Source organism: Paenibacillus foliorum (genome assembly GCF_013141765.1).
GTDB lineage: Bacteria > Bacillota > Bacilli > Paenibacillales > NBRC-103111 > Paenibacillus_S > Paenibacillus_S foliorum.
In genome coordinates this window covers 202,023-223,109 of sequence record NZ_WHOD01000013.1, presented here as the reverse complement: position 1 = coordinate 223,109, position 21,087 = coordinate 202,023, and the positions used below count along the sequence as shown (strand labels likewise).

The window sequence follows — 21,087 nt, the reverse complement described above, 5'->3', positions numbered from 1 at the left end:
CATCTCCTTCTTCCCCATTTTTATTCAGTCCGGCTCAATCAGCTGGTTTGGTCATTCAGCCATGAAACCACATCCTGCATAACTTCCTCGCGGTTCGTTTCGTTCAGCATTTCATGACGTCCTCCGGGGTACAGCTTGTAAGAAACCTCTTCCATACCAAGCCTGCTGTACATATTGACGAGCTGCAAGATCCCTTTACCCATTCCTCCTACCGGATCCCGATCACCTGATAGAATAAAAACCGGCAGATGCTTAGGAATGCGCTCCATCTTGTGAGGACGGTGAATATCTACTAATCCATGAAAAAAATCTTTAAAAAAACCGGCTGAGAACACTCCCCCACAAAAAGGATCCTGTATGTAGCGATCTACTTCTGCTTCATCTCGGCTCAGCCAGTCGCTCTCCGATCGATTAGGTTGAAACTTCTTATTATAGCTGCCAAAAGACATCGCCATCAACAGCGGGCTGCGATGGTCATCTCCTTTCAGAGAAGCTACAAGCTCTGCAAGTACTATTCCTGCACGAATTGTTTGTGATTGCCGACCATTTGAGCCTGACAGCACGACACCGCTTAATTTTCCAGGGTAACGATACATATATTGCTGTGACAAAAAAGAACCCATGCTGTGGCCGAACAAATAGATGGGCAAGCCCGGATGCCTCTCTGCAATGATGTCCGTCAGTATTGCCATCGTTTCCGTCATTTTGGAAAAGCCGTTCTTCGGTGTCAGACCTACCAACTCAGGTGTCCCTGCCGTTAGGCCGTGTCCAAGGTGATCGTTCGCGTATACTATGTAACCCGCATCCGTTAATACTTGGGCAAACCTCTCATAGCGCTCTGCATTTTCCGCCATCCCATGTGAAATCTGTATCGCGGCTCTCAGTGCTCCTGCCCCCACCCTTCTCCAACGATAAACGAAAATCTCCTTATTAACCGCACCCAAAAAAGTAAAGGTTTCTTTATGCAATGAGAACCGCTCCTCACGTTTGCTTTAATCTTATTATACAAATCCCCTACAACTAATCATGCTTTTGCTGCTCCAATAACATAGGCAAGCAGCTCGTAGGAGCGAAGCCTTTTCTCGTAATCAGGGATTACCGAGATGACCAGAAACTCATCCACACCATAATGACGGCTCAGCTCTTCCAGCCGCGACTTCACCTGTGCCGGAGTTCCCGCCACCAGCTTACGCTTCTGAACGGCTCTCGCTTCTTGCTGCTCCTGCTCCCGCCCCTGCTCAGGCTCCGCTTGTCCAGGAGGATTAAACCATGCTGCTGCCTCCAAAGCCAACTGCTTGGCTTCCTCTTCAGTTTCACCGCAAATAACCCCAATCGCTACAATAATGCGTGGCTCTGATGCAAGCCGCGAAGGCTTATACTTTTGCCGATACTCCGTAATAATCTCCAGCCCGTCCCGATCACTCATAAATTGTCCAAACACGTAGCCAGTCCCGAACTCTGCTGCATAGGAAGCACTTTTACTATTGGTGCCAAGCATCCAGACTTCAGGAGGAATGGGCGGGAGAGGGCGAGCCATTACAGGTTGGCCTTCTATTTGATAGTTATGAACCAGCATTTCCGTTAAAGCCTGCAGTGACTCCGGTAAATAACGAACATTTTCCAGAAAGTTGCCGCTTAAAGCTATACTTACGTGGGCAGAGCCGCCTGGAGCGCGTCCGATGCCAAGATCGATCCGCCCCGGGCATAAGCTAGCTAGCAGATGAAAGGACTCTGCTACCTTTATAGGCTTATAGTGCGGCAGCAGCAAAGCGCCCGAGCCTAGACGGATCTGGTCGGTACGAGCGCCGATATAGGCAAGCAATACCTCGGGGGAAGTACATGCAAGCCCCTCCATATCATGATGCTCGGCAACCCAATACCTATGATAGCCAAGCTTCTCCGCCCTACGCGCGAGCTCTACAGCCTGCTCCAACGCAGCAACAGAGCCTGCCCCCTTTAAAACCGGCACGAGATCCAGCACACTCAGCAGCATGTTCTCAACTCCTTTTTCGCAGCCGAATAAAACGAGGTAAATAATGTAAATATAACATAATGTACTCATTTAAATAAGAAGTAATGATTTGCCTCGGGCATACCCACCATGGTAGCGTTAAATAAATACTAAGCTGATAGGAAAACATTAACTAATAAAGGAGAGTTTTAATTATGACCAAAATTGCTAAAAACCTAACCGAACTAATCGGCAATACCCCTTTACTCGAGCTAACCAATTTCAACCAAATGAATAACCTTGCTGCTACCTTAATTGCTAAATTGGAATATCTTAACCCGGCTGGAAGCGTCAAGGACCGCATTGGATATGCCATGATTCAGGATGCGGAAAACAAGGGACTTCTGACCAAGGACTCAGTAATCATTGAAGCTACTAGCGGTAACGCGGGTATTGCTCTTGCTTTTGTAGCAGCAGCAAAGGGGTATAGGCTTATTATCGCATTGCCGGATAACTTTAGTCTGGAGCGTAGAAATCTGCTGAATGCGCTTGGGGCAGAGCTGGTACTTACTCCTGGAAATGAGGGGATGCCAGGTGCGATGAGGAAAGCGATGGAGCTTGCTGCTACGATACCCAACTCATTCATGCCGCAGCAGTTCGATAATCCTGCCAACCCGGAAATTCACCGCCTTACTACCGCAGAGGAAATTTGGCGGGATACCGAAGGTACTGTTGATATCTTCGTCAGCGGTGTAGGAACCGGAGGCACCGTGACTGGAGTCGGAGAAATATTAAAGCAGAGAAAGCCTGCCGTGCAAATTATTGCAGTGGAGCCATTCGATTCTCCGGTACTTTCAGGAGGCGCCAAAGGACCGCATAAGCTGCAAGGACTTGGCTCTGGTTTTGTTCCGTCTGTATTTAATAGATCCGTTATTGATGAGATTGTTACAATAAAAAGCGAGGAAGCATTTGATACAGTGCGAATGCTAGCCAAAGCCGAAGGATTGGTTGCGGGAATTTCATCCGGGGCAGCCTTAGCCGCAGCCGTTCAGCTCGCTAAACGGGCAGAGAATAAAGGCAAAAATATTATAGTCCTGCTTCCAGACTCAGGCGAACGTTATTTATCTACTTCACTATTCCAAGACAGTCAACTGTAAAGGCATACCGTTACCGCGTTGGTAAAAATCACTTCCTTGTCATTAACATATACCAATCGGCTACGGCTAGCGCTGTACAAGGTAATGTTATAGCCAGTAACGCTGTCAATGTACAAAAATCAACAAACCGCCAAACCTGGAGTGAAGGAAAAACAAAGGTGATTGTGAAGCAATCCTCCAAGGCAAGCATCGGTCAAGGAGGAAATGCCTTCTCCATTAACGCTTCTGAAGTAGCTGTTGTAAGGATTCGTCCAGGACAGCAGTAAATAAGAAATGGGCTGTGACAGCAGCCTATAGTTGATGCTGTTACAGCTACAATATTAAAACAGCCCATTTGGAGGAAAGTGAAAGTCTGCATAGCCTATTTTTTGTTTACTCTTTTATAAGAAGACCAAATAGACTAGCAAATATAGACGCTTGTTCCCGAGAAATGATGCAGCCTTGCAAATCCTCAACTTCTACGCCTATCCCTGTGAATCCGCAATCACTTAAATCAATTCCTTCCAGCTTTGTCCCCGAGAATTGAGCTTGATCAATATTAGAATCGTTAAAGTAAACTTTTTGTAAAGTAGAATGGTAAAAATCCGCCTTGCATAACGAGCTATCTTGAAAATCAATCTGTTTTAAGTTCGCAAAACGGAAAGTTGCATAATCCCCAAAACAGCTCTGAAAGAGCACATTCCTTAGAGTTGCCCCCATAAAATCTAGCCCTACTATTTTACAATTTCTAAACTCCGTTCGATGAATAATGGAATCGCTAAAGTCTACATTGGACAAATCGCATTTTTCAAAGATAACATCGGTAAGCTCAAGATCCTTCAAAGATGATTGTGTGAAGGTTACATTTTGAAAGATGATAGTCTCAAAAGAAACTTTAGTTGCTATTTGATTGTCAATGCTGCAGTCGCCAATTATCCCCATGTTGAAATAGTCATCTGTTTGTAAACCGAATTCCGGCAGCGTAATAGTAGACATGCCCTTTGGAATTTTTGGTGATTCTATTTTTATGCTTTTTTTCTTATTGGTCATGATGCTTCTCCTCGAAAGTAACCATTTGAACTCATTTCTCCATGTCCATTATGTATAACCACTATTATTTGGTGGAATCTTCCTGATCCCGGCGATATTTTCATATAAAAGACCTCTTCTAACACTTCAGCATTCAAAGTGAAATTAGAGGCCTACAGATACGTCTTACCGATTATGACTTCATTACATCCTGCAAAGGCTCAGAAATGATCCGCTGCACATCCTCCATAATAACGCCTAACCGACGCTCTGCATCAAACAATCGACGCAATGAGGGATTTAAATTGATAACTTCGTACAGCTTCTCCATCTTCTGCATTTCGTCCTGTGACGGCATTTCGCCAGACATCATTTTTTGCTGCAGCTCTGTTTGGCGTTGGCGGAAGTCATCGAGCATTCTTTTGCTGTCGGCATCCCCCTTAACCAGCTCGGTAATTTCCTTGATCTCCTTAAGCTCGCTGCTTTCGCGTAGTGCTCTCGCTAATTCATAGGCCTTGTCATACATATTCATGGGTGATTATCTCCTTTAAATTATTTAATAGATTGTTAAAAATAGACGGATGAGCCAATCTCCTTTTCATGGACGTTTCGGCAGTTTCTTTTCACAAAGGGTAAAACGCCCTCATATGATGAAGTAGTTCACTTGATGTTTCATGCAAGTCGGCGCTGGGAAGGAGTTGCAAGAGTGAAAAGAACGAAGGTCAAGATTCAAGTTCAACATGCCGGCATGTACTCGGACGATCGAGTCATCATGCTTAGCGATGCGTTGGTGAAGCGGTGGAAAATACCTACAAACACAACGCTTGCACTGCGCTATGGTTCCGCTAAACATGAAGTGAAGGTCGTTCCAATCCAACAAGCAGGCATCCTTCGGATCAACGACTCCATAGCAGCCAAATGGGGATTGTCAACCGGCAGTCCGCTGTGCCTTCAGTATAAACCAACGAACCGGGCGCTTCACATCGGGCCGTTAATTGGCGTTATGATCAGTCGTGTGTATTCGGGTACACCCGATAGACCTTTTGGAGCCATAACTGCATTTTGCCGAGAGCTGGATGATGCTTGTAAATTGTACGGCGCAGCTGTGTACTACGTTACCCCTGATGAGCTCAGCGGTCAAGGCGAAACGGTCAAAGGCTGGCACTATGCAGGCAAATGGGTAAAAAGAACATTTCCGTTGCCCAATGTCATTTATAATCGGTTGACCTCTCGTAAGCTGGAAAACCGCCCCAATGTCCAGCAATTTCTTCGGCATGCCAAAACGCAGCATCATGCAGTCCTATTCAATGAAAAATACCTGAATAAAACCGAAGTGTTCGATGCGCTGCGTAAAGAAAGTGGTCTCCAGATTTATCTTCCGGAGTCATACCTGCTGAAAAATTTGCAGACATTGAAATCGATGTGCACCAAGTATCCCACTGTGTTTCTAAAACCCATTACAGGTAGCCTAGGGAAAGGGATCATTCGGATTAAACGCCTGCCTGATAACTCTTTTACCTGTCATTTTACCAATCTTGGCGGCGTCCGTAAACAGTCTTTTGGAAACTTAACCCAGATGTGTGCAGCCCTCTCCGGTAAAATCAAGCAGCAGCGCTATCAAATTCAACAAGGCTTAACGCTAATTTCGGTTGGAGATCGGCCTGTCGACTTCCGTGCGTTAGTGCAGCGGGATGAGCAGGGACAGTGGGGTATCACTTCAATTGTAGCCCGAATTGCTGGAAGTCATCACTTTGTTTCAAATTTAGCCAGAGGCGGTACCTTGTCTACAGTTAAAGATGCCTTGGCTCGTTCCAATTCCACTGCAAGCTCTGGGGGTGCGGTCAAATTAAGGCGGGCGTCTCTTGCCATTGCCAAAGGTATTGAAACACAAATTCAAGGGCATTTTGCCGAATTAGGCGTAGATCTGGCATTGGATATGCAAGGGCGGGTATGGCTGATCGAAGTTAATTCGAAGCCTTCCAAGGATGATAACACTCAGCTATCCGGCGAGAATAAATTACGTCCTTCTGTCAAACAGCTTATCCAATATTCCCGTTATGCAGCCAAATTTTAAATGATTGAGGTGATCTCATGATGACATCATCGTCCCCTTACACATTGGGCATCATGACCACGCAAATCGATGGAAATCCACCTTTTTTGAATCGCGGCTTTTACCGCCGATTGACTTTGGCCGGCAGCCATGCCGGATTTAAGGTTTTCGTGTTTTCACCTCAATCCATTGATTGGCTCTCTGGTAGAGTGAGAGGCTATGCTTACGATTCTGCAAATAATCAATGGCTGCGCCTGTATTGTCCGTTTCCCGATGTTGTGTACGATCGCTGCTTCTTCTCCACCAAGCAGCAGTACAACGAACACCGAACCACGGTCCGCAGACTTCGGGAGCAGCACAGGTCTGTCCTTTTCTTAGGCTATGGCCTAAGAGGCAAGTGGGAGGTGCAGCACATGCTTGAGCAGGACGGCCGCTTCAACAGCCACCTGCCGCGGACCGAAACCATGCGCAGCTTGCGTTCAGTCGTTGACTGGCTGAACGCAAGCGGAGAAGTGCTGCTCAAGCCGCAGAGCGGCTCGCAGGGCCGAGGGGTGCTGCTCGTGCAGCGCTGCGGCACTAACGCAGCAGTGGCGCGAGCAAGCGCGGGCGCGACGCCGCCCGCGTTCACCGTGCGCGGGCGCGACGCGCGCAACCGGCACGTCGAGCGCGGCTTCGCCGACGCGCCGACGCTGCTGCGCTGGCTGCGCCGCTTTACGGCGCAGCGAAGCTACCTGCTGCAGCAGTACTTGCTGCTGCAGACCCGCACCGGCGACGCGTACGACGTACGCTCGCTTGTGCAAAAGGACGGCGCCGGCCGCTGGCAGGTGACCGGCATGGCAGTACGCCGAGGCCAAGGCGGCAGCCTGACCTCGAATCTTCACGGCGGCGGCATCGTAGAATCAGCCGGTCCATTCCTGACCCAGCAGTTCGATGCCGATAAAGCGAGCAGCATCGTGAGCAAGCTCCACGAGCTTTCAACATTAATCCCAACAGCCTTAGAGAAATATCACGGGCGGCTAGCGGAGCTGGGTATAGACTTCGGTATCGATAACGAAGGAAATATATGGATATTGGAAGTCAATTCCAAGCCAGGCCGTTCCATCTTTACTTATCTGCAGGATAACCAAGCACGCCTTAACGCTTTAACCCATCCAATCCGTTATGCACGCTACTTGCTTCAAACTACCCGTCACAGGGCTGTAAAGCAGTAGTTTTACGATAGACTTAGTCCGATTCACCCCATACACACAGCTCATACTCACCATCCAGCTTTTCAAACGAAAAGCTTAGCACATGCTTACGAAGCCAGTTTCGTTAAAGCGAAACTCTTAGGAGGAAAACCATGAGTTTGACCACTTGCACGATTCATGTGACGCAGAGACAGGAAAGAGTCATCTACTTGACCAGTGAATTGGCGAGATCCATCAAGCTGTCAAAGACTAAATCCGTAATCCTGCACCTAGGCAGCAAAAGTGTCACCGCAGGCCTGCGTCTACTGAAAAAAACCGGGAACCATTTACATGTGCCACTGTCCATCATGTCTCAACTGCATATCCCTTACCTGGGTACAAGTACGATAGTGAGCCACAACGGCAAGGACATTCGGATCGGTCCGTTAATCGGGATTCTTACAAGTGTTAATGGGAGCACCTCCGCCCCCTTCGGTTCAAGAACCGAATTTATCCGCCAGTTTATGCGGGTAGGTGCTGAGAAGTCCTATTACTTTGGCTTTTCCCCAAATGATGTAAACTGGTCCCAACAGACTGTCACGGGAACCTTTCAGCGCAAAGAGGGCGGCGGATGGTATCGCAAAACCGTACCCTTACCAGATGTGGTTTATAATCGACTTCCCAGCCGCAAAGCGGAGAAGCTGGTTTCCATGAATGCATTCAAACAGCGGTTTGTACGAAAAAATATTCCGCTCTTTAACTGGGCTTTCTATGATAAATGGGATGTTTATAATTTACTGGAAGGCAGTGATGCCTTTCGCTATGTGCCAGAGTCGCATATCAACCCATCATCCGGCCAGATCAAGGAGATGCTCGATAGGCACAAGTTCATTTATCTCAAGCCAACGGGAGGAAGCCTGGGAATTGGCATTTACCGTCTGACCTATAACCCGAAACGTGGCTATTATGCCCGTTTCCGTCGTTCCGGTAAAAATGTTCTGCTTCGTTTCAGTAAGTTCGATTCGCTGATGTCCTTGTTGAACCGCACTAATGGACGCCTTAACCATTATGTAGCGCAGCAGGGAATTCGCTTAATTGAACTTGACAGCTGCCCTATCGATTTCCGTTTCCATCTGACTAAGAACATCAATAACAACTGGGTAGTAGCTGGAATAGGCGCTAAAAAAGCCGGGAAAGGCAGTGTAACGACACATGTCCGCTCCGGCGGGCAACTGATGACTCCAGACCAGGTGCTGCGGCAAGTTTTTGGCTCCAGAGCAGATCAAGTACTAGACAATGCCAAAGAAACCGCAATTAAACTCGCTGAAGCCATTGAACGCAATGAAAAGCATCTCTTGGGTGAGCTTGGCTTCGATCTTGGTATTGATCAGAACGAGCGCATATGGATGTTCGAAGCAAACTCCAAGCCAGGCCGTTCCATTTTCAAGCATCCCGCACTTAAAGGAGAAGGTAAGGCGGCTCTGCAGCACGTGTATGATTACTGCTTATACCTTAGCCGATTTCGAGCAAGGAGGGATTCCTAAATGGAACTACTCTTACACCAAAAGCCGCAACGGCCTACACTGGCCATTCTCACTTATGCCGATGAAACCCGGATTTTTCGAGGAAATAAAGAAAATTTTGTCGATTTAATCCGTGTCGGTGAAGAAAGAGGCGTTACTGTTTATGTCGTAACCACTGCTGAGTTTAAACTCACCGGTCAAACTTTAGTCGGATACACTTACAATTTCCAAACTAGATCATGGAAAAAGGGGCCGCAGCCCCTTCCGAACGTGGTTTATAACCGTATACCTTACCGAAAATTCGAACTGCTCCCCGAGGTGCAGCAAATTATTCAAACCTGTATAAGACATGGGCAGATCAGCTTTTTTAATCCTTCATTTTTTAATAAATGGACTCTGTTCGAATGGCTGAACAAATCCAAAGATACACAGACCTTCATTCCAACAACGCAAAAGCTGACCTCTGGCGATGATCTGGAACAGCTTTTGCAGAAGCATTCCAACCTTTATTTAAAGCCAGTTAAGGGCAAGGCCGGGAAAGGTATTATGAAGGTTAGCAGACTTGCAGATAAACAATCCAAATCACGCAAATATCAACTGAGCATACAAGAAAAAACAAAGAGCCACATTTCGCGCTATACGAATGTCCCTCAGCTATGGTCACAAATAAGACAAATGGTAGGATCGAAGGATTATATCATGCAGCAAGGTATTTCATTATCCAACTACAAACAGCGTCCTTTTGATCTTCGTGTTCTTGTGCAGAAAAACAGCAAGGGCCTGTGGACCGTTGCCGGAGTAGGAGCTCGGCTCGCAGGTAAGTCCAGCATTACAACACATGTGCCCCGTGGAGGATCCATTGATGATCCCTCCAAGCTGCTGGAGGCAGGCTTCGGGTCGCTTACCAGCAAGAAAATTTTGAGCCGCACCAAGCAGACGGCTTTGATTGTCGCCAAACAAATTGAGAAAGCAAGCGGTACCGCTTTGGGTGAAATGTCCCTTGATTTAGGAGTGGATACGACTGGCCAGATCTGGTTTTTTGAAGCCAACTCCAAGCCAATGAAATTCGACGAGCCCCATATCCGCAAAAGATCGTTGGATAACTTGATTCGGTACTGCATCCACTTATCTAAACTATCCCCTAGAAAAGAAGGACGGTCTGCTGTTCGCGCCAAGAAAAAAGCTGCCAATTTGACTGACCATTAAGCAAGATAAGCAGGTGACCAGTGATGAGCATTTATCAATTAGGTGTTTTGGCCATGTATTTGCCAGGGAAAAAGCTCGAAGAGCTTTCTTTCTTTCGCAAATTGAGTGTACACGGGCAAAAGCTTGGGATTGAAGTGCTTGTATTTACTCCCGATGACTTGGATGGATCCATGAATAAAATCAATGCTTTGTTCTTTCATACTCCAACCCTGAAGTGGTATCGCAAACGGGTACCGATCCCAGGTTTGATTTATGACCGATGCCGTTACCAAGGAGTCGACAATTTCCACAAAATTAGTAAATTCCGTACTCGGTATAGCAAGCTGCGCTACCTGAGCAAACCTTTGGCTAACAAATGGACTATGCATCAAATCTTATTGGAAAATGCAGAGATAGCCGCCCATCTCCCAGAAACTGTTCGATACAGCGGGGATAAAGATTTACTCAAATTTTTGAAGCAGCACCAACGCGTGTTTTTAAAGCCTCGCAATGGTACGGGCGGACGTGGCATCGTCCGCCTTCAGAGCATGGGCGATTCATTATTCATTCTCCAAGGACGTGACCCGCAGAGGAGAATTATTAACGCTCAGAAAGTCAATGCAACGCAAATATCTTCAAGATTAAGCGGTTGGCGATTAGAGGGGCGTTACATTGTTCAGCAAGGAATCCCTCTTACACTGAAGGATGGACGCGTCCATGATTTTCGTATGCTGGTGCAAAAAAATGGCAAGGGCCAATGGCAAATAACCGGCTGCGCCGGCAGGGTCGGACCGAAAAATTCGGTCACCTCGAACCTTCACGGGGGTGGCACCGCCACCCCTATGGAGCTGCTCCTTAAGAGACGCTTTGCCGATATGGCTAAAATCAATGCTATTAAAAATGAAGCCTATGAGCTAGGAATGAATGTTGCCCATTTTACCGAAGAAAAGTTCGGCATCCAATGTGAGATAGGCATTGATCTGGCTGTTGATTCTAATGGCAAGGTGTGGCTTCTGGAAGTTAACCCGAAGCCATCTCGGGAAGTCTTTTACCGGATCGGCGAGCGTGAAACCTACCGCAATGCCATCGTCCGTCCTCTGGAGTACGCCCTTTGGCTGTTAAAGAAAAAACCGTCAGACAATAATGAATAATGAATGCATAAGAGCTCCCTCCGTGTTTATGGACACTGGAAGGAGCTCTTATTATTCTGCCAAGCTCGTACTGTAATCATTTCTTATTGAATTTATTTTACCTGATGTCTAACCTTAAGAAACAGATAGCGGAAACGAGCCTTCCGTTATTCCCCCTAATAAACAATAAACGAAGAAATAGCGGAAGCATTCGTTCCGTTATCCCTTCGTTTTTTGTGTAGGTTGCCCACATTGTCCTTAATAGAGGAATTTTGGCTTCCGCTATCGTCTAGAATTTGACCGGGTAGATAGAATAACGGAACTTTCTGATCCGCTAAAATACTTCGTAGAGCGACTATGCTATGCCAACATGGGAATTTAACCTAAAAGATGTCCGATTTATTAAGCAGGTACCTGCTCTTTTAATTTAGTGCTGTAAGAACTCCCTGCGGAGTTTCATGTTAAAACATCTTCTGTACATCTTGTACCACTTTTAACGTTCAATCAATTCCAGAAGCTGACTAAAGTGTTGGATTCGAACATGAGCATCTTCTAATTCGCCGCCGCTTTTGAAATCAGCGTAATCGCAGCCAATGACTGTCAAGCCATTCTTCAAGCCCGCTTCCACATCTGAGGAGCGGTCGCCAACCATCCAAGCTGAGCTGATATCGTAGGTTTCCAGCAGCATCCGAACTAAATCCACCTTGGAGCGCGTTTGAAACTCACCTGCACTGTACAAGCCTTCGAACAACGGGCCGATGCTCTTATGGGCGACAACCTCTTTTACATAAGACTCCAGACCGTTACTTGCAACAAACAATCGAACGCCCTGCTGATGCAATGCAGTTAAGGTCTCCGCCACACCTTCGTACAAGATTCCTTCTCCACCAGCTAAACCGTTTAACTGGTAATCCAATAACAAGACATCAGCACGCCTATGCACAGCTACATCTGATTCAGGCATTACCTTCTGCCAAATATGCTCAAGCAGCATTCCCAGGCTGCCTAGAATCGTACTCTCTGGCGGTGTATCGCCAATATAAAGCTTCTCTGAACGCAACTGGTCAAACGTCGCATGGTAAGCCGGTAAAAGCAGTGTTTCCGTCTGAAATAAAGTTCCGTCCAAATCAAATATCATGGCTTCCGGCTTTTGAAAAGTTGGTAACAAACCCTGATCCCTCCCAATTTGACTAATCACGTTCTATACAACCATGATTTTCTTGTATTGTCAAACAGCATTTGAACCTATCAACCGCGCATAGATTAACAATTGTAATAGTTCAAAGTCCACTTTTCTATTGCCCACACCTCATGTAAATGACATAATAGATATGCCGCTATTCGAAATCATTCGATGATACAATGAAGATACTTTCGTGTTTTGGCAGCAGCTTCTTGTCCATATCAGAATTTATCAAACAAGAAATCATCTTATCCCCTCAGGAGGACTAACTAATTATGGAACAGCAAGATTTCAGTAATCATCGTAAGATGGATCCGCTTTACCACTATGTCCTATCTTTTCTTACTCTGCTTGTTCTAGTTGGCTCCATTTGGTTCTTAGTTGCAACAGGCAAAGTGTTTGAAGGCGTGCTCTTCCTTGGAATAGCTGTAGCTCTGCTGTTCCTGTTTCTGAAAGTGCGAGGCTATGCCTTAAAAGCACAGGACCGCGCTATTCGCGCCGAGGAGAACCTAAGACATTACATCCTCACTGGCAAGCCTCACGACTCCAGACTAACGATAGATCAAATCATAGCGCTGAGATTTGCAAGCGATAATGAATTTGCCCAATTGTCTCGTAAAGCTGCTGAGAATAAAATGAAGCCAAATGACATCAAGAAAGCTATTTCCAGCTGGCGTGCTGATCATAACCGACTTTAAATCCTAACACACATAAAAAGACCGTCCCCCATCCAATCGTGTTGATTAGATAGGGGAGACGGTCTTTTTTCGTTCCATGCTGCTCTAACCTTCTTTTTCTGCAAATGGGTTCATTTACCACCCCATCATATAAAGAGTTTATAACAACCGCATAGAATGTATAGATTATTGAAACTTTTCTTTATTAAGGGGGCCTACTTATGTTCATCTTCCTAGACGAACTCTATTGCAACCGATACGTTAAAAGAGCGCTATACACGATGGTAACTGTTGATATTGGGATCCTTGTCGGGCTTATTGGCAAATAATACAACGGCATTACCCTAACTTGAATATTGACAAAAGCCCCCTTGTCTACGATAAGACGAACGGGGATTTTGGCTTTTAAAATACTTTCTTCACATCCTGCTCTGACTTCAAAATCTCCACTGCTTCACGGAAGCGCAGCGAGTGAATAATCTCCCTTTCCCTCAAAAATTTAAGTCCATCCTGCAAATCCACATCATCTGTCAAATCGATCAGCCACTGATATGTAGCCCTCGCTTTCTCCTCTGCAGCGATGTCCTCGTACAAATCCGCTATCGGGTCTCCTTTGGCTTGAATATATGCTGCAGTCCAGGGTACTCCAGAAGCATTGTTGTAGAACAAGGCCCTGTCGTGAGCGGCGTAGTAATCATCCATTCCCGCAGCCTTCAATTGCTCTAGAGTCGCATCCTTGGTCAATTTGGAAACCATCGTCGCAATCATTTCAAGGTGAGCAAATTCTTCCGTAGAAATATCCGTTAATAACCCCACCACTTTATTAGGGATCGAATAGCGCTGATTCATATAACGAAGCGCAGCTGCAAGCTCTCCGTCTGCCCCTCCGTACTGCTCCATTAACAGCTTAGCCATCCTGGGATCGCATTTGCTGACTCTTACTGGATATTGCAGCTTTTTCTCATAGATCCACATGCCTTCGCACCTCTCCCTTCGTTAGTAACGTTCATTATCAACGAGTTTACACCTGCCATGGCCAAGGGGTTTCAACCCACTGCCACGGCTGTCGGGAATAGCTGCGTCCAAAGCTCTGTAAAGGACCGAATTCCAATTCAAATTTATGCGCTAGCTGCATCCTTTTATGTGCGCATTGATTGTATTGTTGAAGGGCTTGAGCATCGAGCGGGTGAGTGTCCAAATACAGCGTCAATTCGACCAATACAAAATCAACAGCCTGCAGCTCTTGCAGCATCGTATAGTAGTGCTCAGATAACTGTTGTTCCATGAAACCAGCTCCCTTCAAATTAACATTTTGTATCGTACGGACTGTAAAGCATAGGCCATAACGTACCTAGCCTTAATGCTTCCATCGGCGAATATTGGGGCAAATTCATTGGCTGAAACGGGATATACAATTGCGGCGGTGTGCTGTACGTTTTAACTCGAATTGGGGGACAGGGGTGAAACGGGCCGATAAACGGATACCATACTTTTTCCTGAGATGACATCATGGATGATAACCTCCTTAGAGCTTTAAGGGGAACTACCTTGAAAAAGCTAGCACTTTTGGGATGAAGAACTGCTATTATACATATTTAGCTAATAATCTCGTCCTTTATGAACAGTAGATGAAAACAAATTAATCAACTTACGGAGTAAGGCGCTCAATTACAAGTGGTTTGTATCGATGAGCACACAAAAAAGACCTGGCATCCATATGAACCGCCAAGTCTTGTGTATAACTGTATAAAATTCCTTCAATCCAGCTTAATATTAATTTGCAGCAGCCCTACTCGGCGCAGTGCTTGATAGACAATTATCAGTACAGGCCCCAGAAATAACCCTACTACACCGACAAGCTTAAAGCCCACATACATACTCATTAGCGCCGCCAATGCATTGATCCCGACTGCATTTCCGATTATTTTCGGTTCAATCAGTCTTCGGAACAGCATAATAATCACAAGTAGAATTAAAAGTCCAACACCAAGAAACGCATTTCCCGCCAGCATACAATATAAAGCCCACGGCACCAAAACAGCGCTTGTACCCAGAACCGGCAGCAAATCAACGACAACTATCAGCAATGCTACGGCCAGAGGGTATTCAACTCTCAAGAACAGTAGACCTATTAATGTAACGATATATGTAAGAAAGCTGATTAGCAGCTGTGCAAACATAAACCCAAGTAGAGCACGCCGCAGATCGGACAGCACACTGATAACCTTAGCCTGCGATTTGTTCTCGAATAACTGCAGGAAAGATTTTCTAAGCATTGGCAAACCATAAGAAATCAAATACAAGCCAATCACAAACACTACAAAAAATACAAATAAATTCGGTATCGTCTTGGCAATTCCCAGAAAATAACCGGAAACCGCCGTAACAATGTCTTTAATATTTTCCGTAACCGTATTAACTCCAGTTTCCATCAGGCTCTGCAACTGCTTAGCAAGCCCCGCTGGAAGAGTACTGTAAAAGCTTCGGGTCTTTTCCGATGTGTCCTCTAGAAACCTCTGTGCATTATTCAGATAGTCGGGTGCATCTTTCCAGAATTGGATTAGCTCCGATACAATCTTAAATCCGACTAGATAAAAGAATCCCAGCATAGCAGCCGTAAAAAAAGTACATACGATAGCTGCAGCCAATCCCCTGCCTAAACGGGCGTATTTCATGATCCCCTGAATCAGACGCTCCAGGAAAATCGCGATCACCAATGCCATAAAAAATGGAAAACCAATGGTAAACATCCCATAAATCAGCACTACGCCAATCGCACAAAACAATATTGTTCTAAGAGACATGAATCGGCATACCCCCCTACTATTTTAAGACGCCGACTCTTCAGCTGCTTTGCGTGTTGTAAAATCGACATCCTTGTAATACGAATCCACAACCAAAAGATTGGGCCCGCAGCATTGAGCCGCCGGACAATGGCAATTGACTGAACCATGCAGCGGGTGCGCCTCCCAGCGTTCAAATACCTGCTCCAATGTATCTGAATGGATATTACCCAGTGCTGGAACATCCGAAAAGTCAGTCACGTAAACATCCCCTGTGAACAGGTTCACATTCAGTCGATTTCGCCCATCGGGATCATTCCGTACAGTTACATTGGGCTCTTCGCGGAGCCTTCGGATCAAGCGTCGATCTTCCTCCAGCATGCTGCAAGCATAAAAGGGCAGTGTTCCAAATAGCATCCACAAGCTGGGGTCCCGCTCGTCCAAAAGCTTGGTAATTGATGCCCTGAATTGGTCTAGGGACAGTACGGGCAAGTTAGAAGCAAACGAGCTCGGATACATGGGGTGAACCTCATGTCGCATGCAGCCCATTTCCACAATAAGGCGATGAATATCCGACAGCTTATCATGCGTACGGTAATTAATCATGGATTCAGCTGAGATAAGCATCCCCCCACGACTTAGAGCAAGCGTATTCTCTACCATTCGTTCATATAGCTTTCCTGACGTTTGCTGCTTAACCGGGTGGCTTGACCGAACAAACCCAACCTCATGAAAGTCAGCAGCAGATGTATAGTTAAATGAAATATGCATAACGTCCAAATAGGGAGCCATCATTTCATACCGAGCCAAATCCAACGTTAAATTTGAATTTAGCTGAGACCTAATCCCTCGGCTTCTGGCATATTTAAGAATGGGTACGATATAGTCCCGCACCGTTGCTGCGTGATAGCTGGGCTCTCCACCTGTAATACTAATGGTTTCGAGATGCTCCACCTGATCAAGCTGCTGAAGCACTTTGGATAGCGGTATTTTGGGACCTTCTGTCATGGTTAGCGTCTCTCCAACCGCACAATGCTCACATCGCATATTGCAAAGATTGGTAACGGTTAGCTCAACGCTGGTTAAAATATGCTTGCCATGCCTATGAAGGGAACGGATCGGATCCCAGGGGTCATTCTGAGGTGTAATGGCAGAAACCGCGGGATTCAATTTATGTATCATCTTGTATTTCACACCTGACTCTATAATTATTTTACTCTCTATTGTATCCTATGACGTAGAAAAATGAAAATGTAACCAAAACCATATTTTCCAACATAATCATAAAAGAATTGAAAAAACAATCGCCGCTAAACATCCTAAGAAGGCTGCAAGCGGCGATTGATTTCATTCCTATTTATCTTAAGCAGGTACGATATCATTAACTCCTATTATCATTAGCGACAGTTTCTTCGATAAATCCACATCCTGCAGTGCTTGGATCTCCTGTCCATCCTGGTTCGTCAGCAGTCGAACAATTGGCCTATGAGGTATAAGTTTGTTCAAACCGACTACAATACCAGATTCTCCTGTATTGAGCGTTACCGTAAGTCCAATCGGGTATATAGCAATTTTATCACGAAACAGCTCAATTTTACTTTTATCATACAAGGTTTCTGTACCGGCAAAAATAATTTCCATCGCTTGATGCGGCAGCATCGCTTTTCGATACACCCTGTGGGTAGTCATGGCATCGTAAGAGTCTACCAGTCCGATCCAACGAGCATAATCGTGAATAGCCGTCCCTTCAATGCCTCGCGGATACCCGCTCCCGTTTAACCGTTCGTGATGCTGGAACGCACAGTGTGCTGCCAACAGCGGTATATTCGGTTCATCCTTAAGCAGGTAAAAACCATATTCCGCATGCTTCTTAATACAGGAAAACTCATCATCGGTAAGCTTAGCATTTTTGCGCAGCAGATCGATTGGAATTTGTGTTTTGCCTATATCATGAAGCAGCGATCCAAGTCCTAGAGTCATTAACTCCTCGCGGTTATAGCCATGCGCCATTCCGAGCATTGTCGAATAAATGCACACATTCAAGGAATGCTGAAACAAATAATCATCCATAACACTCATATTCGACAGCATGATCATCGCGTCCTTATGACCGCTCAAATCATCAATGATTAAATTCATGACATCACGAAATGCTCTGCCCATTTGAACAAATCCCGCCGATTTACGCTTCATGGAATCATCCATCAGCTTGCGGAAGGAGGTACGGATTTCCGAAATGGCTCTCAGCCTAGTGCCGTCGCTCAAAACATCAGGCACAATAATGTCGTCCGTCCGTGGATCTGCTATATAGAGGAAATCGACTCCATGTTTACCTAATCGATTAATTAAAGTTTGTGTTAGTTCGACTTCTTCACCAAGAAGGACCAATCCTTCTTCATTATAAATCTTCTTCCCCAGCTTCATTCCAGGGCGAACCATGCTAAGAGGTAGCAAACGCATATGTACAACCACGTCTTCTTTCTTCAGAAGTTCAGATTATCTAGCATAAATGTACTGGATTCAAGTAAAAAGAGCAATACATAATTCCATATTTCGACATTATTTTTACTATCTACACTTAAAATAAGGCTTCATGCACAAGCAGAAGCTTCTAATAAGTTCAGTTATGCGTTACTTTGCAACTACTTTCAGACTCATAATTAATCTTTGTTTTATAGAAAATGAGACAGGACTGGTCTTGGGTCCTTGGATTCATACGTTATCTAAGTTCAGCTCAACTTATTAAGTTTTTCTAAACACTAAACTAAAAGTTGTGTGCCATTCCATTACAAGCTAAAATAGAAGAGGTTTGTACAAAACAACTGGGAGGCTTTTATGTTAAGTTATTGGATTTCTATCGTCTTAGGTATTGTGGAGGGACTTACTGAATTTTTACCTGTTTCTTCAACGGGACATATGATTTTGACGCAAGCGCTTTTGGGGATTCCAGAAGATAATGAAATGTTGAAAATATTTGAGATCGTAATCCAGCTTGGAGCCATTATGGCGATCGTTGTCTTGTATTGGAATCGAATTCTTCGTTTGTTTGGCTTAAAAAAAGATCCTACCAGAGTCGGCAAAAAGAAGCTCAACTTGATCCATATCCTGATTGGTATAGTACCGGCAGGTGTTGTAGGACTTCTGTTTAATAATGTAGTCGATAAATACTTGTTCAACCCTAAAATGGTCGTGATCAGTTTAATTGCGGGCGGTATTCTCCTTATTTTAGCTGAAAAATCAAACGCTCCGAAAACAGCAGTCGAGCTGGACGATATTACTTACCGGCAGGCGTTTTATATCGGGCTTTATCAAATTTTATCCGTTGTATGGCCTGGCTTTTCTCGTTCAGGCGCAACGATTGCCGGAGGTATGCTGTCCGGTGTCACTAGAGGTGCCTCAGCAGATTTCACCTTTATTATGGCGGTTCCTCTTATGTTCGCGGCTTCAGGGTTATCCATCTTGAAATCGCACGAGATGTTTACTATGGATATTGCAGGCTTTTTCGCTGTTGGCTTTATCGTATCCTTCATTGTAGCTTTATTGGCTGTTGTCACTTTTATCAAACTCGTTTCAAGTATCAAACTAACTTACTTTGCATACTACCGATTCGTGGTTGCCACCTTATTTGCACTATATTTCTTTGTCCTATAATAGTTTGAATTCCCGATGAGTTTTGTTCCGGGGTAATGGTTTATTGACAGTGAAAAGGACATTCAAGCTGATAACAGCTTGAATGTCCTTTCTTCTTTGTATCAGCCTCTCAAGCTCTTTTGTTTCTGACCTCTACGATGTTTCAAACCAATGCTGTACACTGCTCTTATCGATGGACTCAGGATCCTGAAGCTCAGCTTGCATAATATCCCGTAAAAATTCCGGAAGAAAATATTGAATTTCTTTGCCTTTAGATAAGGAGTGGTACCCCACGCCAAACGTAAACATATCAATAGTTGCAACCTTGTAGTCCTTATCTATCGCTAAGAGCTCAGATCCAACCCATACCTGCTTAATTTTTGAATATTCCGGAGCATTCAAGTCATACTCTATTCTAAGCCCGTCTACATTCAGCATTCCGAGCACCTTTCCGCGAAATCCGAAGCCATATAGCAGCTTCTTCTGAAATTCGGGTAACAGGGCTTCCTCCAAAGCTTGCAAGATGTTCTTCCCGGAGAGCACAATCAAGCACGGATTAATCGGGGAGGGGCATATTTCCAGCAGCCGCCCTACTGTAACAGGGCCTTTCGCTAAGCCATCCAGAAACTGTCCTGCGTTTACAAGACCAATATCGACCCCAACCCTCTTCCGCAAGCCTGATGCAAGCAGATTCCCAAGCGGTGCCTCCATGTACCAGTCAGCTGCTAATGGCTGCTGTAAATAGGCGACTTCTTGCGAAAGCACCTGATTGGAGCTTGCTTCAAACCGTTCGATCAGAGCTCTCACACGATCATCTTCAGCCTCAGAGTAATCGTTAGCACTCCTTGCATACCCCTCAATTGATACGGGCTTTCGCGTAGTAGGATCGAATTGTACATCCACCACACCGAAATATTGACCGAATTTACCCGCTGCGCATATCACGGTATCCCCAGTCCTCTGAGGAATTTCTAATAAATGATGTGTATGTCCGCCCAGAATAATATCAATTCCCGGCACTTCTATCGCCATCTTTTCATCATTTCGTAAACCAAGATGGGATAATACTACGATCAAATCCACTTGAGTTCGGAGCTCTCTAACCAGATTAGCCGTAACCCCGATAGGCTCTTGGATATCCCAGCCCAACAGCGTATAAAAATCGATAAAATAGGCAGTGACACCGATCAGACCGATACGGATGCCGCCTTTCTCTATTATATGATAAGGGACTCCCCAGGATGGTACCTTACCTGTCGCCGAATCCAGCAAATTACTGCACAGCACCTTGAAGCTTGCTTCAGAACTGTATAGGTTGTTCAGCGCTTCCTTGGAAAACGTCAACCCTTCATTGTTGCCAATCGTTACTGCCTCGTATCCAGTTTCATTCATAACAGCCAAATTCGCGGAGCCGCAGCTCCCTTCTGTTTCCGGCCGCATACGATCCATATGGTCTCCAATATCGAGCGTCAACGTATGCTCTGCTCCAGCGGAGACTCGAAGCTCATGGAAGGCGGCTGCTATAGACGGCATCTGTTCAAAATGGCTGTGAATATCATTCGTATGAAGGATTCGAAGCCGCAGCAGCGGTGAAGTCATTTTGGCCACCCTCCTTCTTTGTTAATTTTAGAGTAAAGT

General features: G+C 45.4%; 20 protein-coding genes. 8 read left to right on the top strand and 12 right to left on the bottom strand.

Annotation, left to right across the window (positions count from 1 at the left end; translation table 11 throughout):
* Nucleotides 1–38 precede the first annotated feature (38 nt).
* Both GC093_RS03645 and GC093_RS03640 read right to left on the bottom strand, forming a co-directional pair.
* Complete coding sequence (locus GC093_RS03645) at nucleotides 39–968, bottom strand: alpha/beta hydrolase (protein ID WP_171650493.1); 930 nt, start codon at nucleotides 966–968, stop codon at nucleotides 39–41.
* 56 nt (nucleotides 969–1,024) lie between these two features.
* A complete protein-coding gene (locus tag GC093_RS03640; RefSeq protein ID WP_171650656.1) occupies nucleotides 1,025–1,993 on the bottom strand; it encodes an LLM class flavin-dependent oxidoreductase in 969 nt (322 codons plus the stop codon).
* Between the two features lie 173 nt (nucleotides 1,994–2,166).
* Between GC093_RS03640 and cysK the strand changes: the two genes are divergently transcribed.
* Entirely contained in the window at nucleotides 2,167–3,108 is a 942-nt protein-coding gene (gene cysK / locus GC093_RS03635; RefSeq protein ID WP_171650492.1) for a cysteine synthase A, read from the top strand.
* A 372-nt stretch (nucleotides 3,109–3,480) separates the two neighbouring features.
* Here cysK and GC093_RS03630 read toward each other — a convergent pair whose 3' ends face one another.
* Both GC093_RS03630 and GC093_RS03625 read right to left on the bottom strand, forming a co-directional pair.
* Nucleotides 3,481–4,137 (bottom strand): pentapeptide repeat-containing protein, encoded by a 657-nt coding sequence (locus GC093_RS03630; RefSeq protein ID WP_171650491.1) that lies wholly within the window; start codon nucleotides 4,135–4,137, stop codon nucleotides 3,481–3,483.
* Between the two features lie 172 nt (nucleotides 4,138–4,309).
* Nucleotides 4,310–4,648, bottom strand: a complete 339-nt coding sequence (locus tag GC093_RS03625; protein ID WP_171650490.1) for a YlbF/YmcA family competence regulator — start codon at nucleotides 4,646–4,648, stop codon at nucleotides 4,310–4,312.
* A gap of 174 nt (nucleotides 4,649–4,822) precedes the next feature.
* On the opposite strand from GC093_RS03625, the gene GC093_RS03620 reads away from it, so the two are divergent.
* The 5 genes from GC093_RS03620 (at nucleotide 4,823) to GC093_RS03600 (ending at nucleotide 11,197) form a co-directional block, all read left to right on the top strand.
* Entirely contained in the window at nucleotides 4,823–6,190 is a 1,368-nt protein-coding gene (locus GC093_RS03620; protein ID WP_171650489.1) for a YheC/YheD family endospore coat-associated protein, read from the top strand.
* 17 nt (nucleotides 6,191–6,207) lie between these two features.
* Nucleotides 6,208–7,380 (top strand): YheC/YheD family endospore coat-associated protein, encoded by a 1,173-nt coding sequence (locus GC093_RS03615; protein WP_171650488.1) that lies wholly within the window; start codon nucleotides 6,208–6,210, stop codon nucleotides 7,378–7,380.
* A 131-nt stretch (nucleotides 7,381–7,511) separates the two neighbouring features.
* Nucleotides 7,512–8,882: a YheC/YheD family endospore coat-associated protein gene (locus tag GC093_RS03610; RefSeq protein WP_171650487.1), complete on the top strand. Its 1,371-nt coding sequence runs from the start codon at nucleotides 7,512–7,514 to the stop codon at nucleotides 8,880–8,882.
* A complete protein-coding gene (locus tag GC093_RS03605) occupies nucleotides 8,883–10,067 on the top strand; it encodes a YheC/YheD family endospore coat-associated protein (RefSeq protein ID WP_171650486.1) in 1,185 nt (394 codons plus the stop codon).
* A 23-nt stretch (nucleotides 10,068–10,090) separates the two neighbouring features.
* Complete coding sequence (locus tag GC093_RS03600; protein WP_171650485.1) at nucleotides 10,091–11,197, top strand: YheC/YheD family endospore coat-associated protein; 1,107 nt, start codon at nucleotides 10,091–10,093, stop codon at nucleotides 11,195–11,197.
* 472 nt (nucleotides 11,198–11,669) lie between these two features.
* Here the strand turns inward: GC093_RS03600 and GC093_RS03595 are convergent, their stop codons facing one another.
* Nucleotides 11,670–12,314 (bottom strand): HAD family hydrolase, encoded by a 645-nt coding sequence (locus tag GC093_RS03595; protein WP_171650655.1) that lies wholly within the window; start codon nucleotides 12,312–12,314, stop codon nucleotides 11,670–11,672.
* 320 nt (nucleotides 12,315–12,634) lie between these two features.
* On the opposite strand from GC093_RS03595, the gene GC093_RS03590 reads away from it, so the two are divergent.
* Nucleotides 12,635–13,057: a DUF6526 family protein gene (locus GC093_RS03590; RefSeq protein WP_171650484.1), complete on the top strand. Its 423-nt coding sequence runs from the start codon at nucleotides 12,635–12,637 to the stop codon at nucleotides 13,055–13,057.
* A 384-nt stretch (nucleotides 13,058–13,441) separates the two neighbouring features.
* Here GC093_RS03590 and GC093_RS03585 read toward each other — a convergent pair whose 3' ends face one another.
* The 6 genes from GC093_RS03585 to GC093_RS03560 all read right to left on the bottom strand — a co-directional run bounded on the left by GC093_RS03585 (nucleotide 13,442) and on the right by GC093_RS03560 (nucleotide 18,279).
* Nucleotides 13,442–14,011 (bottom strand): manganese catalase family protein, encoded by a 570-nt coding sequence (locus GC093_RS03585; protein WP_171650483.1) that lies wholly within the window; start codon nucleotides 14,009–14,011, stop codon nucleotides 13,442–13,444.
* A 46-nt stretch (nucleotides 14,012–14,057) separates the two neighbouring features.
* The gene (locus GC093_RS03580; protein WP_171650482.1) at nucleotides 14,058–14,321 is read right to left on the bottom strand and encodes a spore coat protein CotJB; all 264 of its coding nucleotides are present in this window, start codon (nucleotides 14,319–14,321) and stop codon (nucleotides 14,058–14,060) included.
* 19 nt (nucleotides 14,322–14,340) lie between these two features.
* Nucleotides 14,341–14,544, bottom strand: a complete 204-nt coding sequence (locus tag GC093_RS03575; RefSeq protein WP_171650653.1) for a spore coat associated protein CotJA — start codon at nucleotides 14,542–14,544, stop codon at nucleotides 14,341–14,343.
* Between the two features lie 249 nt (nucleotides 14,545–14,793).
* Nucleotides 14,794–15,840: a sporulation integral membrane protein YtvI gene (gene ytvI, locus GC093_RS03570; protein ID WP_171650481.1), complete on the bottom strand. Its 1,047-nt coding sequence runs from the start codon at nucleotides 15,838–15,840 to the stop codon at nucleotides 14,794–14,796.
* A gap of 24 nt (nucleotides 15,841–15,864) precedes the next feature.
* On the bottom strand, nucleotides 15,865–17,001 hold the full coding sequence (gene yfkAB / locus GC093_RS03565) for a radical SAM/CxCxxxxC motif protein YfkAB (RefSeq protein WP_171650480.1): 1,137 nt from the start codon (nucleotides 16,999–17,001) through the stop codon (nucleotides 15,865–15,867).
* Between the two features lie 180 nt (nucleotides 17,002–17,181).
* Nucleotides 17,182–18,279: an HD-GYP domain-containing protein gene (locus tag GC093_RS03560; protein WP_171650479.1), complete on the bottom strand. Its 1,098-nt coding sequence runs from the start codon at nucleotides 18,277–18,279 to the stop codon at nucleotides 17,182–17,184.
* 375 nt (nucleotides 18,280–18,654) lie between these two features.
* On the opposite strand from GC093_RS03560, the gene GC093_RS03555 reads away from it, so the two are divergent.
* Nucleotides 18,655–19,470: an undecaprenyl-diphosphate phosphatase gene (locus GC093_RS03555; protein WP_171650478.1), complete on the top strand. Its 816-nt coding sequence runs from the start codon at nucleotides 18,655–18,657 to the stop codon at nucleotides 19,468–19,470.
* A 132-nt stretch (nucleotides 19,471–19,602) separates the two neighbouring features.
* Here GC093_RS03555 and GC093_RS03550 read toward each other — a convergent pair whose 3' ends face one another.
* Nucleotides 19,603–21,048: a bifunctional metallophosphatase/5'-nucleotidase gene (locus GC093_RS03550; RefSeq protein ID WP_171650477.1), complete on the bottom strand. Its 1,446-nt coding sequence runs from the start codon at nucleotides 21,046–21,048 to the stop codon at nucleotides 19,603–19,605.
* Between the last annotated feature and the right edge of the window lie 39 nt (nucleotides 21,049–21,087).

What these genes read in the sequence shown, in the direction of transcription:
- GC093_RS03640 (WP_171650656.1), bottom strand. Translation starts at nt 1,993, where the DNA reads ATGCTGCTGAGTGTGCTGGATCTCGTGCCGGTTTTAAAGGGGGCAGGC.
- cysK (WP_171650492.1), top strand. Translation starts at nt 2,167, where the DNA reads ATGACCAAAATTGCTAAAAACCTAACCGAACTAATCGGCAATACCCCT.
- GC093_RS03630 (WP_171650491.1), bottom strand. Translation starts at nt 4,137, where the DNA reads ATGACCAATAAGAAAAAAAGCATAAAAATAGAATCACCAAAAATTCCA.
- GC093_RS03625 (WP_171650490.1), bottom strand. Translation starts at nt 4,648, where the DNA reads ATGAATATGTATGACAAGGCCTATGAATTAGCGAGAGCACTACGCGAA.
- GC093_RS03615 (WP_171650488.1), top strand. Translation starts at nt 6,208, where the DNA reads ATGATGACATCATCGTCCCCTTACACATTGGGCATCATGACCACGCAA.
- GC093_RS03610 (WP_171650487.1), top strand. Translation starts at nt 7,512, where the DNA reads ATGAGTTTGACCACTTGCACGATTCATGTGACGCAGAGACAGGAAAGA.
- GC093_RS03605 (WP_171650486.1), top strand. Translation starts at nt 8,883, where the DNA reads ATGGAACTACTCTTACACCAAAAGCCGCAACGGCCTACACTGGCCATT.
- GC093_RS03600 (WP_171650485.1), top strand. Translation starts at nt 10,091, where the DNA reads ATGAGCATTTATCAATTAGGTGTTTTGGCCATGTATTTGCCAGGGAAA.
- GC093_RS03595 (WP_171650655.1), bottom strand. Translation starts at nt 12,314, where the DNA reads ATGATATTTGATTTGGACGGAACTTTATTTCAGACGGAAACACTGCTT.
- GC093_RS03590 (WP_171650484.1), top strand. Translation starts at nt 12,635, where the DNA reads ATGGAACAGCAAGATTTCAGTAATCATCGTAAGATGGATCCGCTTTAC.
- GC093_RS03585 (WP_171650483.1), bottom strand. Translation starts at nt 14,011, where the DNA reads ATGTGGATCTATGAGAAAAAGCTGCAATATCCAGTAAGAGTCAGCAAA.
- GC093_RS03580 (WP_171650482.1), bottom strand. Translation starts at nt 14,321, where the DNA reads ATGGAACAACAGTTATCTGAGCACTACTATACGATGCTGCAAGAGCTG.
- GC093_RS03575 (WP_171650653.1), bottom strand. Translation starts at nt 14,544, where the DNA reads ATGTCATCTCAGGAAAAAGTATGGTATCCGTTTATCGGCCCGTTTCAC.
- ytvI (WP_171650481.1), bottom strand. Translation starts at nt 15,840, where the DNA reads ATGTCTCTTAGAACAATATTGTTTTGTGCGATTGGCGTAGTGCTGATT.
- yfkAB (WP_171650480.1), bottom strand. Translation starts at nt 17,001, where the DNA reads ATGATACATAAATTGAATCCCGCGGTTTCTGCCATTACACCTCAGAAT.
- GC093_RS03560 (WP_171650479.1), bottom strand. Translation starts at nt 18,279, where the DNA reads ATGCGTTTGCTACCTCTTAGCATGGTTCGCCCTGGAATGAAGCTGGGG.
- GC093_RS03555 (WP_171650478.1), top strand. Translation starts at nt 18,655, where the DNA reads ATGTTAAGTTATTGGATTTCTATCGTCTTAGGTATTGTGGAGGGACTT.
- GC093_RS03550 (WP_171650477.1), bottom strand. Translation starts at nt 21,048, where the DNA reads ATGACTTCACCGCTGCTGCGGCTTCGAATCCTTCATACGAATGATATT.